The organism is Sphingopyxis sp. H053, assembly GCF_001468225.1.
Classification (GTDB): Bacteria; Pseudomonadota; Alphaproteobacteria; order Sphingomonadales; family Sphingomonadaceae; genus Sphingopyxis.
Window position 1 is genome coordinate 482974 of sequence record NZ_LNRU01000003.1, and the last position, 13279, is coordinate 496252.

Consider the following 13279-nt stretch of genomic DNA (forward strand, 5'->3'; position numbering starts at 1 on the left):
ACATGGCCGACGGGATTCTCGCGGGGCGCGTCGCCTTCGTCACCGGCGCCTCGCGCGGCATCGGCCGCGGCATCGCGATTGGCCTCGCCGAAGCGGGCGCCGACGTCGCGGTCAACTACACCCGCGGCGAAGAAGCCGCCGCCGAAACCGTCGCCGCGATCGAAGCGCTCGGCCGCAAGGCAAAGGCCTATCAGGCGTCGGTCACCGACGAGGCCGCCTGCGCCGCGATGGTCGCCGCGATCGAGGCCGATTTCGGCCCCATGTCGATCCTGATCAACAACGCCGGCATCGCGAGCCGCGGCCTCGCGGTGGCCGACACGGCCCCCGAGGAAGTCGACAAGCTCTTCGCCGTCCACGCCGCCGGCCCGCACCGCCTCAGCCGCCTCGCGCTGCCCCAACTGCGTAGCCACGCGCGCAGCGACATCATCGTCATCTCGAGCATCGCGACCTATTCCCACTCACCCAACGGCGCACCCTACACGATGGCCAAGGCCGCGGGCGAAGCGCTCGCCTACGCACTCGCCAAGGAGGAGCTCGGCAACGGCGTCCGCGTCAACATCGTCGCCCCCGCGCTCACCGTCAGCGACATGGGCGAGAAATTGTCGCGCGCGATCACCGGCAACGAGGACATCCACCACCTCGACACCAAAATGCCCTTCGGCCGCGTCGCCGTCCCCGCCGACGTTGCCGCGGCGGTGGTGTGGTTCGTCTCGGGCGCGAACAGCTATTGCTCGGGCCAGAAGCTCAACATCGACGGCGCCGGGCAAGCGACGTTTCGGTAGGATTCATCCTCCCTGTCGCGCAGCGATGGGGAGGGGGACCGCTTGCGAAGCAAGTGGTGGAGGGGCCGCGACGTCGCGCCATAGGCCCCTCCGTCAGCCCTTCGGGCTGCCACCTCCCCATGGCTGCGCCACAGGGAGGATCTTTGCCCCATATCTTTCTCCCCCAAGGGGAGAAGGCAAGGTACAGCCCCCGCCATGCGTCCCGATTCGGCCTCTCCCGTCATCCCCTTCCTGATCGCCTGTGCGGGGATCGCGACCTTTTCGGCGATGGATGTGCTGATGAAGGGGCTGTCGATCGACATCGGCGCCTATAACGCCGTGCTCTGGCGCACCGGCACCGGTACGCTGCTCGCGGGCGCGCTCTATTTTGCGAGCCGCCCCAAATGGCCCGGCAAGGCGACGATGCAGATCCATGCGTGGCGCTCGCTGTTCGTTGCGGGCATGGCGCTCTGCTTCTTCTGGGCGCTCGCGCGGCTGCCGATGGCCGAGGCGATCGCGCTCGCCTTCGTCGCGCCGCTGATGGCGCTCTATATGGCCGCGATCTTTCTGGGTGAGAAGATCGGCCCGCGCTCGATCGCGGCGTCGATGCTCGGCCTTTGCGGGGTGATCGTGATCGTCGCGGGAAAACTCGGCGGCAGCGATTATTCGGACGAAGCCTTGTGGGCGGTCGGCGCAGTGTTCCTCTCGGCGATCTTCTACGCCTACAACCTCATCCTCGCGCGGCGGCAGGCGAAAATGGCCGAACCGATGGAGATCGCCTTCTTCCAGAATTTTTTCGTCGCCGCGATCCTCACGCTCGGCGCGCCGTGGTTCATCGCCGTTCCTGCCGCGGGCCACGCGCCGCACATCCTCGGCGCCGCGGTCCTCGCGACCACCTCGCTCCTGCTGTTGAGCTGGGCCTATGCACGCGCCGAGACGCAGATCCTCGCGACCACCGAATATACCGGCTTTCTCTGGGCGATGGTCTTCGGCTGGTACTTCTTCGACGAGGCGGTCACGCTGCCGACCTTCGCGGGCGCGGTGCTGATCGTCGCCGCCTGCCTGATCGTCGCGCGCAAGGCGCCGCACGGCGACCCGATCGAGCCGGCGGCGGCTTAGTCCCCCTCCCGCTTGCGGGAGGGGCTAGGGGAGGGCCCGTTCCGATGGCCCGCTCCATGCCCTCCCCCAACCCCTCCCATAAATGGGAGGGGAGCAGGTCACACCGCCGCGCGTGCGAGCCGGTCGTTGATCGCCGCGCCCAGCCCCTCAGCCGGGATCGCCGCCACCGCAATCTTTGCCTTCGCGCTCGCCGCCCCCGCATGCAGCGCATCGAACAGCCGCGCCGCCGCCTCGGTCAGATCGCCCGCCGCGCTCAGATCATAATCGCCCGCGACCGCGCCGAACCCGATGCCATACTCGTCATCGGCAAACTCTACCGCCCCCAGCCGCACCGGCTTGCCCGGCGCATAATGGCTCGCGAGCATTCCGGGTGCGACGATCTCCGATCCCTTGATCCCCGCCACCGCCATTCCGCTCGCCGCATTCAGCATTTCCGCTGTCACCGGCCCCGGCCGCAAGATTTCGACCGCGCCATCCTTCACCCGCGCAATCGTCGACTCCACGCCCGCCGTCGTCGGCCCGTCGTCGATCACCAGCACGATCCGCCCATCGAGGCTCGCGAGCACATGGCTTGCCTTCGTCGGGCTCACCCCGCCGCTCGCATTGGCGCTCGGCGCGGCGAGCGGCGCGGCGCTCTCCGCCAGCAACGCCTGCATCGCACGGTGCCCCGGCACCCGCAGCGCGATCGTATCGAGCCCAGCGGTCGCGATACTCGCCACCGGGCAATTCACCGTGCGCGGCACGACCAACGTCAGCGGCCCCGGCCAGAAGCGCGCCGCCAACGCCCGCTCGACCGCACCGAACACCCCCAGCCGCTCGGCGGCGCCGAGGTCCGGCACATGCACGATCAGCGGATTGAAATCGGGCCGCCCCTTCGCGGCATAAATCCGTGCGACCGCTTGCGGGTTGCGCGCATCGGCGGCAAGCCCATAGACCGTCTCGGTCGGCACCGCGACCGGCTCACCCGCTGCGATCAACGCCGCCGCCTCGGCGATAGCTGCGCTATCGAACGGAAGTGCAATTGTGGACTTTGAGGCTTCGGCCATGCCGCGCTATAGCGCCCGCGCAACGATATTCACCAGCAAAGTACCCAGCCCATGACCTATACGCCGCCCACCACCGAACAGCTTTTCGTCCTCAACCACATTGCGCGCGTCGACGCGATGGCCGCTCACGACAAATTCGCCGCCGCCACCCCCGACATGGTCGAGGCGATCGTCACCGGCATCGGCGACTTCGCCGCCGAGGTCTACGCCCCGCTCAACCGCGTCGGCGACACGGTCAATCCCAAGTGGGACAATGGCAAGGTCACGATGCCCCCGGGCTTCAGGGACGCGTACAAGCAGTTCGTCGAGGCCGGCTGGGGCAGCATCGACGGCCCCGGCGAATATGGCGGACAGGACCTGCCCTTCACCCTCGCGACCGTCGTGATCGAGGCGCTCGGCAGCGCGAACATGGGCTTTTCGCTGTGCAGCATCCTCACCCCCGGCGCGATCCACGCGCTGATGGCCTATGGCACCGAGGAACAGCGACAGACCTGGCTTCCCAAGCTGATCACCGGCGAGTGGAACGGCACGATGAACCTGACCGAACCCGCCGCGGGCAGCGACGTCGGCGCGCTGCGTTCGACCGCCGAAAAGGTCACCGAGGGCGAGCATGCCGGCCTCTACAGGATCAAGGGGCAGAAGATCTTCATCACCTTCGGCGAGCATGACCTCACCGACAATATCGTCCACCTCGTCCTCGCGCGCACCCCCGGCGCGCCCGAGGGAACGCGCGGCATCTCGCTTTTCCTCGTCCCCAAATATCGCCTCGATGCGAACGGCAAGCCCGCGCATTCGAACGGCGTCCACTGCGCGTCGATCGAGCACAAGCTCGGCATCCACGGCTCGCCCACCGCGGTGATGGTCTATGGCGAGGATGAGGATTGCCTTGGCGAAATCGTCGGCGACGAAATGGGTGGCATGCGCGCGATGTTCGTGATGATGAACAACGCCCGCCTGATGATCGGCTGTCAGGGGATCCAGATCGGCGAGCGCGCGACGCAGCAGGCGCAGCGCTTCGCCGCCGAGCGCGTCCAGTCGGCGCTCGCGGGCGGCACCGACCGCAACCCCGTGACGATCGACCAGCACCCCGATGTGCGCCGCATGTTGTGGCGGATGCGCGCGCAGACCGAAGCCGCGCGCGCGCTGACCTATTATGCCGCGGCGCAGATCGATTTCGGCAAGCTCGGCGACGAAGCCGCCGCGATGCGCGCCGACATCCTCATCCCGCTGGTGAAGGCGCACGCGACCGACATCGGCTGCGAGGTCGCGAGCCTCGGCGTGCAGGTGCACGGCGGCATGGGCTTCATCGAGGAAACCGGCGCCGCGCAGCATTATCGCGACGCGCGCATCGCCCCGATCTACGAAGGCACCAACGGCATCCAGGCCGCCGATCTCGTCGGGCGCAAGCTCGGCATGGCGGGGGGCGATCTTGTCCGCGGCCTCATCGACGATATCGCACACGGCGCCGCCGATTTCCCCGAGCTGCAGCAGCTCGTCGACGCCTGCCGCGCGGTCACCGACTGGATGGTCGGCGCGAACACCGGCGACCGGCTCGCGGGCAGCTATCCCTATCTCACGATGCTCGCGACGGCGACGTGCGGATGGCTGATGGCGATCCAGCACAGAGCCGCGCGCGCTGCGCTCGAAGAGGGCAATGGCGACCGTGCCTTCCTCGAAGCGAAGATCGTCTCGACACGCTTCTACCTGCAGCAGATCGTCCCTGCGGCGACCGGCCTCGCCGCCTCGGCGCTCGCCGGCGACGCGGCGCTGGAGCCGCTGCCCATGATCGCCTGAAACACTTGGAATCCTGCGCCTGATGCTCCGGCGCGCGGCGCAGGATTTCATTCATAATTAACGCGATGATAACCATCTGGGACTAGGCACGGCCGGCAATTGCTGGAGACGTGCGTGCCCATCCCGGTCAAAAGTCTGATCATCAGCTGGCGAACCATCGCACTGTCGCTGCTCATCACGCTGGCGGTGGGCATTTCGTCGGCCGGCGAAATCGCCGACCGGGTGCTCGACGCGGTCGTTGGCCGTCTCGCCAATCGCGCGGTTACCGGGCAGGTCGTTGTGGTCGCGCTCGACGAGCGCACAATGGCGCAATCGCCCAACCGCAACTTTTCGATGACGCAATATGCAAACGTGGTCGACGCCGCGAACCGGGCCGGCGCCAAGCGCCTCCTGATCGATTTCTATTTCGACCGGCGGGAGGCGGACCGCGACTTCCCGCTATTCGTCGATGCGGTCAGGAATATGGGCGACCGCGTGGTGCTCGCCGTCTCGACGCGCCAGGTCCCCGGCAGCGACGAAAAAGTTACGACCTTTCCCAGCAAGCAATTTGGCCCCGATGTTCCCATGGCGAGCATCGCCATCGAAAGCGAGTTCTGGCAGGTCTGGAGCGCTCCGATCGCTTATCGCGCCGAAGGGCGGCTGCTTCCGACATTTGCCGCGATCATTGCCGGCCGGCATAGCGATACGCCGAAGAGCTTTCGCCTCGATCTCGGCTACAACACCCGGACAATCCCGGAGTATAGCGCAGTTGATCTGCTTTCGGGCAAGGTGGGCACGCGTGAACTGGCTGGCAAGGATGTGATCTTTGCCCCGACCGCGCCCAGCTTTCAGGACTATTTCTATCTGCCGGGGCATAATCGCATTCCCGGCGGCTTCCTTCACGTCATCGCCGCGGAAACGCTGAAGCGCGGAAATCCCGTCGACATCGGATGGATTCCCCCGCTGCTATTCGCTGTCGCGGCGATCGGACTGGCGCTGCTCCCCCGCTTTCAACGCGCCTTCGCTCCGATCGCCCTGGGCACAACGGCCACCCTCATCGGCGGCAAGATCTTCCTCGGCACCATGCTCGTCACCTCGTGGATCGGCGCCGCGCTCTTCTTCATCGCCGCTATCGCCGCCAACGTGTCGCGCACCCGCCGCCGCGCTTCGGCACAACGCGAAAATCCGGTCTCGGGCCTGCCGAATTTCGAGGCGCTGCGGTCGCAAGCAGCGTTCGGCAGCGCGACCGTCGTCGCGGCGAAGGTCGTCAATTTCGAGGATCTCGCCGCTTTCATTCCGGGCGACGGCATCGCCAAGCTCGTCGAACAGGTCACACGCCGCCTCCAGCTCGCCTCGCAGGGCACGACGCTGCACCACGATCTCGACGGCACCTTCGCCTGGCTCGTCCCCTATTATCAGCACAGCCAGATCGAAGGGCAGCTCGCGGGGCTTGCCGCGCTGTTCAACGCGCCGCTGACGATCGGCGAGCTGCGTGTCGACGTCGCGATCGCCTTCGGGGTCAACGACGAGTTCGAAGGGTCGAACGCCCAGCGCCTCGCCGCGGCGCTCGTCGCCGCCGAGCGCGCGATCCGCACGCGCTCGCTGTGGACCAAATATACTTCGCGCCAGAAAGAGGATGCGGGCTGGCAATTGAGCTTCCACTCGCAGCTTGAGGACGCATTGACCGGCGGCGACATCTGGGTCGCCTTCCAGCCGCAATATCAGATCGCGACGCGGCAGCTCGTCGGGGTCGAGGCGCTCGCGCGCTGGACGCACCCGACGCGCGGACCGATCCCGCCCGACGAGTTCATCGTCCAGGCCGAAAAGAGCCAGGACATCTATCGCCTCACCTTGTTCGTGATGGATCAGGCGATCCGCTCGGCCGCGCAGCTGCGCGAACGCGGGCTTCCGATCAACATGTCGGTTAACTTGTCGGCGAGCCTGCTCGACCACAGCGACCTCGTCGGCACGATCCGCGTCATGCTCACCGCACATCACCTGCCGCCCGAGGTTTTGACGATCGAGATCACCGAAACCGCGCAGATCGAAAACAGCCGCCAGGCGCGCCAGACGCTCGCCCAGCTCCGCCGCACCGGCATCCGCCTGTCGATCGACGATTACGGCACCGGCCAGTCAAACCTCGAATATCTAACCGAGATCGAGGCCGACGAAATCAAGATCGACAAGCGATTCGTGATGACGATGCGCGATTCGCAGCGGAACCTCGAAGTCGTCAAATCGACGATCGATCTCGCGCACCGCCTCGGCGCCGTCGCGGTCGCCGAAGGCATCGAAGACGCCGAAACCATGGCGCTTCTCGCCGGCCTCGGCTGCGATGTCGGACAGGGCTATCATCTTGGAAAACCTCAACTGTTTTCCGAACTAACCGCAACGCTCGCCGCGCCTCCCAAAGACCGGACCGCATAGCTGCCAAACTGGCAGCAATGCTTATAGTTAAGACTCGATTTACCTTACTAATTAAGGTACATGCTCCGTTAACTGTTCCTCGTGGGCAGTGCGAACAGGAGATTTATCATGGGTTGGTTTTGGCAATTCCTGGGCGGCACCGGTACGGACAGTGCTGGCGGTCAGGCCTAAGCAGAATTAGGTTTCAGGAGGGGCTCCGGCATCGCCGGGGCCCTTTCTTTTTGTCCAAAACCCGCATGACGGCCGCCGCGGAATGACCGCTTGCCGGTGCGGTGATCCGCACCGGAAGGGCGTCACCGGCGTCGCCGTTCGCTCCGGTCTTCCCATTCAAAAAATTCCGCTTTTTGATCCGGCGACGCCAATCGCTCCGCAAACCCGCGGAAAGGCTGGCGCGGCGCCTCGCGCTCGTGCATCTGCCGCGACGAGACGAATCAAATTATCGACGAATTGAGTCCCCAATCTGTCATTTAGCGTCTTGCATCGCGGCGCCGACGTGGCACTATAGGTGGTGGGTCACACACGGGGGCACCCCAAGAAATAGTATTCGGCTGCAACTGGCGGATTTCCGTCGTCCATCCCATATGGACACGGGAAAACCCTCCCTGCGCCCAAAAAAAGTGCCCACGAGGACAGGTTTAGATGCTAAGACCGGGGCTTCGCCCTGAGTCGAACAAGACAGGAACAAAGCGCACCAGTTGCGCGTTCAAATCGGGGGCGAATAAGATGGATTTTCGGGAAACGGAACGGGTGGAGACGAGCGACGTGGCGACGGCGGAACTGACGAAGAATGAAGCCCCCGTGGCACCCGAATCGACGGGTGAATCGGCTCCCGATGCGGCGCCCGCGGCAAAGCTCAACGACAGCAGCGAGCCCAAGGTCCACGCGCGCCGATTCGAGGTCGTGACCGACCGCAGCCGCGACGCGCTGCTCACCGACTTCGGCAAGGAAACGCTCGAGGATCGTTACCTGCTGCCCGGCGAATCGTACCAGGATCTCTTCGCGCGCGTCGCCGACGCCTATGCCGATGATCAGGACCACGCGCAGCGCCTGTACGACTATATCTCGAAGCTGTGGTTCATGCCCGCGACCCCCGTTCTCTCGAACGGCGGCACCGGCCGCGGCCTGCCGATCAGCTGTTATCTGAACTCGGTCGACGACAGCCTCGAAGGCATCGTCGGCACGTGGAACGAGAATGTCTGGCTCGCGAGCCGCGGCGGCGGCATCGGCACCTATTGGGGCGCGGTGCGCGGCATCGGCGAACCCGTCGGCCTCAACGGCAAAACCAGCGGCATCATTCCCTTCGTCCGCGTGATGGACTCGCTCACCCTCGCGATCTCGCAGGGCAGCCTCCGCCGCGGTTCGGCCGCCTGCTACCTCGACGTCTCGCACCCCGAGATCGAGGAGTTCCTCGAGGTCCGCAAACCCTCGGGCGACTTCAACCGCAAGGCGCTGAACCTCCACCACGGCGTGCTGATCACCGACGAGTTCATGGAGGCCGTCCGCGACGGCGCCGAATTCAACCTGCGCAGCCCCAAGGACCAGAGCGTCCGCGGCACCGTCGACGCGCGCTCGCTGTTCCAGAAGCTCGTCGAAACGCGCCTCGCGACGGGCGAGCCCTACATCATCTTCATCGATCAGGTGAACCGCATGATGCCGAAGCATCATCGCGATCTCGGCCTCAAGGTCACCACCTCGAACCTCTGCTCGGAAATCACGCTGCCCACCGGCCGCGACCATCTCGGCAACGATCGCACCGCGGTCTGCTGCCTCTCGAGCCTCAACCTCGAAACCTGGGACGAGTGGAACGGCGACAAGGTCTTCATCGAGGACGTCATGCGCATGCTCGACAATGTCCTTCAGGACTATATCGACCGCGCCCCGCCCGAAATGGCGCGCGCCAAATATAGCGCCAGCCGCGAACGCTCGGTCGGCCTCGGCGTCATGGGCTTCCACAGCTTCCTGCAGGCGCGCGGCCTGCCGTTCGAGGGCGCGATGGCGAAATCGTCGAACCTCCGCGTCTTCAAGCATATCCGCGCGCAGGTCGATCAGGCGTCGATGCTGCTCGCCAAGGAACGCGGCCCCTGCCCCGACGCCGCCGATCAGGGCGTGATGGAGCGCTTCAGCTGCAAGATGGCGATCGCGCCGACCGCGTCGATCTCGATCATCTGCGGCGGCACCAGCGCGTGCATCGAGCCGATCCCGGCGAACATCTACACGCACAAGACGCTCTCGGGCAGCTTCTCGATCCGCAATCCGCACTTGGAAGCGCTGCTCGTCGACAAGGCGAAGAACAGCGACAATGTGTGGAACTCGATCCTCGAAAAGGGCGGCAGCGTCCAGCATCTCGACTTCCTGACGCAGGACGAGAAGGACTGCTACAAGACGAGCTTCGAGATCGACCAGCGCTGGCTGCTCGAACTCGCCGCCGACCGCACGCCCTATATCGACCAGGCGGCGTCGCTGAACCTGTTCATCCCGGCGGATGTCGAGAAGTGGGACCTGCTCATGCTCCACTATCGCGCGTGGGAACTCGGCATCAAATCGCTCTATTATCTGCGGTCCAAGTCGGTGCAGCGCGCCGGTTTCGCGGGCGGGGTCGAGGCCGACAACACCGCCGAAGCGCCGAAGTTCGAACTCTCGGCCGAGAGCACCGATTATGACGAATGTCTGGCCTGCCAATGATGCACCGCGCGGAGATCACGCGATGAATGTGAACGTCACATACATCGCGCTCGCCGCGGTCTTCTTCGCGCTCAGCGCCGTCATGACGGTGTACGCGCGCAAGGCAGCCGAAGAGCCCGGAGCGAAAAAGAGCCAGCTCTCGGGCCTCCTGTTCATGATCGCCGGTACGGGGTTCGTCCTCGCCGGCGTGATGCCCATGCTACGGTCCCTGTGACCGACCGAATTTCTGGAGTGTAACCGCCATGCCTCTTCTCGAAGCCCGCAACACCTACAAGCCCTTCGAATATCCCTGGGCGTTCGATTTCTGGAAACGCCAGCAGCAGATCCATTGGGTTCCCGAGGAAGTGCCGCTCGGCGAGGATTGCCGCGACTGGGCGCAAAAGATCAGCGACCATGAGCGCAATCTGCTCACGCAGATTTTCCGCTTCTTCACGCAGGCCGATATCGAGGTGCAGGATTGCTACCACGACAAATATGGCCGCGTGTTCAAGCCGACCGAAATCAAGATGATGCTGACCGCGTTCAGCAACATGGAAACCGTGCATATCGCGGCGTACAGCCACCTGCTCGACACGATCGGCATGCCCGAAAGCGAATATGGCATGTTCCTCGAATATGACGAGATGCGCGCCAAGCACGATTATATGCAGCAGTTCGGCGTCGACAATGACGAGGATATTGCGCGCACGCTCGCGATGTTCGGCGGCTTTACCGAGGGGCTCCAGCTCTTCGCCAGCTTCGCAATGCTGATGAACTTCCCGCGCTTCAACAAGATGAAGGGCATGGGCCAGATCGTCAGCTGGTCGATCCGCGACGAAAGCCTCCACTGCGAAGGCATCATCAAGCTGTTCCACACCTTCACCAAGGAACGCGGCTGTCTGACCAAGGCGGTGAAGGAAGACATCATCGACACCTGCCAGAAAACGGTGCGGCTCGAGGATGCGTTCATCGACTTGGCGTTCGAACAGGGCCCCGTCCCCGGCATGACGCCGAAGGAGATCAAGCGCTACATCCGCTACATCGCCGACTGGCGCCTCGGGCAGCTCGGTTTCCAGCCGATCTACATGATCGACGAACACCCGCTCCCCTGGCTCGCCCCGCTGCTCAACGGCGTCGAGCACGCCAACTTCTTCGAAACGCGCGCGACCGAGTACAGCAAGGGCGCGACGCGCGGCGACTGGAACAGCGTCTGGACCAGCTTCGACAGCCGCAAGAAGGCGAAGAACAGCGAAGACGCGAGCCCCGTCAACGACGCCGAAGCCGACGGCGAGGATATGTTCAAACAAGCCGGCATCGCCGCCGAATAATGTCTTCCTGAAAACCCCTCCCGCCTGCGGGAGGGGCAGCAAGCCCCGGACTTGATCCGGGGCGCCGCGGGGAGGGCAACAACGCCGCCCCACGAGACAAGACAAGAAGTCAGAGGCAACCCAAATGACCGAAAAACAGAAACTCATCATCCTCAGCCAGCCGCAGCGTTCGACGCTCGAAGGCCTGTCGAACCGCCGCCCCCAACTCCCCACCGACCCGATCCGCGACGAACTCGTCACGCTGGGACTGGTCGTCAAACAGGGCGCCAAATGGGCACTGACCCCGCAGGGCAAGAAGGTACTCGCGGCGAGCTCGAACCGGCGCAACTCGGGCGGGTTTTCGGTTTGAAAGGAAGTGCCTCCATTATTGTGGAGGCATGTCACGTAACAACTTGACGACCTACGCCAGCTAGGCCAAGATCCCTTTATGTTCTCACCCGACGCCCCGCTCAGCGATGCCGCAATCGACCTGCTCGCTACAGGGCGCGGCAAAAAGTTTGGGACTATTCTCGCGGACCCCCCATGGCAGTTTCAAAACCGCACTGGCAAAGTCGCGCCCGAGCACAAACGGCTCAACCGCTATGGCACGATGACGCTCGATGAGATTTGCGAACTACCGGTAGCTGATATTGCCGACGACCCGTCGCATCTCTATCTTTGGGTGCCCAACGCTCTTCTACCCGATGGACTTAGGGTGATGGATGCTTGGGGGTATCGTTATATCTCGAATATTGTTTGGCATAAAATTCGTAAAGACGGCGGATCAGACGGTCGCGGCGTCGGCTTCTATTTCCGTAACGTTACCGAAATTCTCCTATTTGGTGTACGTGGCAAGAACGCTCGCACGCTTGATCCAGGCAGAAGCCAAGTCAACATGATCCAGTCGCGCAAGCGCGAACACAGCCGCAAACCCGATGAACAGTATAAAATCATCGAAGATTGCAGCTGGGGGCCGCGCTTGGAGATGTTTAGCCGCGGGAAACGTCGGGGCTGGACTGTTTGGGGAAATCAAGCCACTGATGATTATGCCCCAGATTGGTCAACGTATGGCTACAACAGCACGGTGGCTGTTGCAGCAGAATAACTATTCCTCACTACCTTCTGCAAGCAATGATTCGGCAGTAACCGAAGCGTCTATTACGGGGTTATCGGCACGCCATGCCTCTAGCTCTGTGAAGATGGAGTCTTTGAAGCCCAGAGCAAGAATTGGACATCCGCCGGCCCTGCCTGCGTTTATCCTGTAGTCCAACTTGCCCATCCACGTCGTACTTGCGCCGTATTTATCTTTGAACGACTTCAACCCTTGGATGCGACTGCCGATATCAGCAAACATCTGCGAAAGATTGCTCGATCGGGTGAGAATTATACCAACGTCAATAACGCCACATTCGTAAAAGGCCCTCATCGCATAGAGGTCGCGATCAAATGTTTGATCCTTGCTATTCCATTCCAGATCAAATGCAACACGATCCCTGATAAAATCGATCTGGTGTCCATCGAGAAAATTCTCCAGACGACTAATGGTCTCTACTTTATCAAATTTCGATTTTTTGTTGCTAGTATTTAGTTGTCTTGCGCTCTTCTTTACGAGAAGATCTCCTGAAATCCGCGTTTCATTCCAGCCGAGAGGATGAAGGACTGCCTCCAGGTTTTTGGCGACGTTACTCTTGTTTCCGCCGCCTACGAGGATATCGCTCATCTTGATTTCAAACACTGAAAGAATAGAAATCAGCTCTTCAAACACATCTTTGTGCGCCGAAAATAGTAGATTCGCAGCATTGCGAAAACTCTTTATTTCGTAACGATCACTAAAAGAGACAGGCATCAACATGCCTGCGCCATGGTCTTCAGTTCCAATCCTCGGGACCGCTTTCAAAACCTCACTCAGCGCATTGTCAGCCATTGATCACGTTTCCCGTCCCTGTATTTAGTGATCTTATGGCGATTGAAAACGTCAGGCGCAACAACCCTATACGGCGCGCGTTCAGAGGCGACGTATGGAATTGCGGTGACGACTAAACCCGATTGCCGAGACGCCGCATGGCCCCCGAATCATCTCCGCGATGACAACGCAGGATAGAAAAGCCCAATCTCTACACCGCCCCGCCCGCCCCAAAATCCTATTTCGCACACCCCACCCCAAAAACCCCTGTCCTACATTATC

11 protein-coding genes are annotated in these 13279 nt (G+C 62.9%); 9 read left to right on the forward strand and 2 right to left on the reverse strand.

Features of this window, described 5'->3' with window-relative positions:
- The first annotated feature begins 2 nt into the window (after window positions 1-2).
- Both ATE70_RS08050 and ATE70_RS08055 read left to right on the forward strand, forming a co-directional pair.
- Window positions 3-782: an SDR family NAD(P)-dependent oxidoreductase gene (locus tag ATE70_RS08050; protein WP_058537395.1), complete on the forward strand. Its 780-nt coding sequence runs from the start codon at window positions 3-5 to the stop codon at window positions 780-782.
- Window positions 783-977: 195 nt separating this feature from the next.
- Window positions 978-1880, forward strand: coding sequence for a DMT family transporter (locus ATE70_RS08055; protein ID WP_058537396.1), 903 nt, complete (start codon window positions 978-980; stop codon window positions 1878-1880).
- 98 nt (window positions 1881-1978) lie between these two features.
- On the opposite strand, the gene ATE70_RS08060 is transcribed toward ATE70_RS08055, so the two are convergent.
- Window positions 1979-2926, reverse strand: coding sequence for an L-threonylcarbamoyladenylate synthase (locus tag ATE70_RS08060; RefSeq protein ID WP_058537397.1), 948 nt, complete (start codon window positions 2924-2926; stop codon window positions 1979-1981).
- A gap of 51 nt (window positions 2927-2977) precedes the next feature.
- On the opposite strand from ATE70_RS08060, the gene ATE70_RS08065 reads away from it, so the two are divergent.
- The 7 genes from ATE70_RS08065 to ATE70_RS24190 all read left to right on the forward strand — a co-directional run bounded on the left by ATE70_RS08065 (window position 2978) and on the right by ATE70_RS24190 (window position 12199).
- Window positions 2978-4720 (forward strand): acyl-CoA dehydrogenase, encoded by a 1743-nt coding sequence (locus tag ATE70_RS08065; protein WP_058537398.1) that lies wholly within the window; start codon window positions 2978-2980, stop codon window positions 4718-4720.
- Between the two features lie 114 nt (window positions 4721-4834).
- Window positions 4835-7126 carry an EAL domain-containing protein gene (locus ATE70_RS08070; RefSeq protein WP_058537399.1) on the forward strand — a complete coding sequence of 764 codons (2292 nt, stop codon included), beginning with the start codon at window positions 4835-4837 and terminating at the stop codon, window positions 7124-7126.
- 723 nt (window positions 7127-7849) lie between these two features.
- Window positions 7850-9808: a ribonucleoside-diphosphate reductase subunit alpha gene (locus ATE70_RS08075; protein ID WP_058537400.1), complete on the forward strand. Its 1959-nt coding sequence runs from the start codon at window positions 7850-7852 to the stop codon at window positions 9806-9808.
- 22 nt (window positions 9809-9830) lie between these two features.
- Window positions 9831-10022, forward strand: coding sequence for a hypothetical protein (locus ATE70_RS08080; protein WP_058537401.1), 192 nt, complete (start codon window positions 9831-9833; stop codon window positions 10020-10022).
- Between the two features lie 28 nt (window positions 10023-10050).
- Complete coding sequence (locus ATE70_RS08085; RefSeq protein WP_058537402.1) at window positions 10051-11115, forward strand: ribonucleotide-diphosphate reductase subunit beta; 1065 nt, start codon at window positions 10051-10053, stop codon at window positions 11113-11115.
- A 124-nt stretch (window positions 11116-11239) separates the two neighbouring features.
- A complete protein-coding gene (locus tag ATE70_RS08090; RefSeq protein WP_058537403.1) occupies window positions 11240-11464 on the forward strand; it encodes a hypothetical protein in 225 nt (74 codons plus the stop codon).
- Between the two features lie 78 nt (window positions 11465-11542).
- Window positions 11543-12199 carry an MT-A70 family methyltransferase gene (locus ATE70_RS24190; RefSeq protein ID WP_082639687.1) on the forward strand — a complete coding sequence of 219 codons (657 nt, stop codon included), beginning with the start codon at window positions 11543-11545 and terminating at the stop codon, window positions 12197-12199.
- On the opposite strand, the gene ATE70_RS08095 is transcribed toward ATE70_RS24190, so the two are convergent.
- Window positions 12200-13018, reverse strand: a complete 819-nt coding sequence (locus ATE70_RS08095) for a BglII/BstYI family type II restriction endonuclease (RefSeq protein ID WP_058537404.1) — start codon at window positions 13016-13018, stop codon at window positions 12200-12202.
- Window positions 13019-13279: the final 261 nt, after the last annotated feature.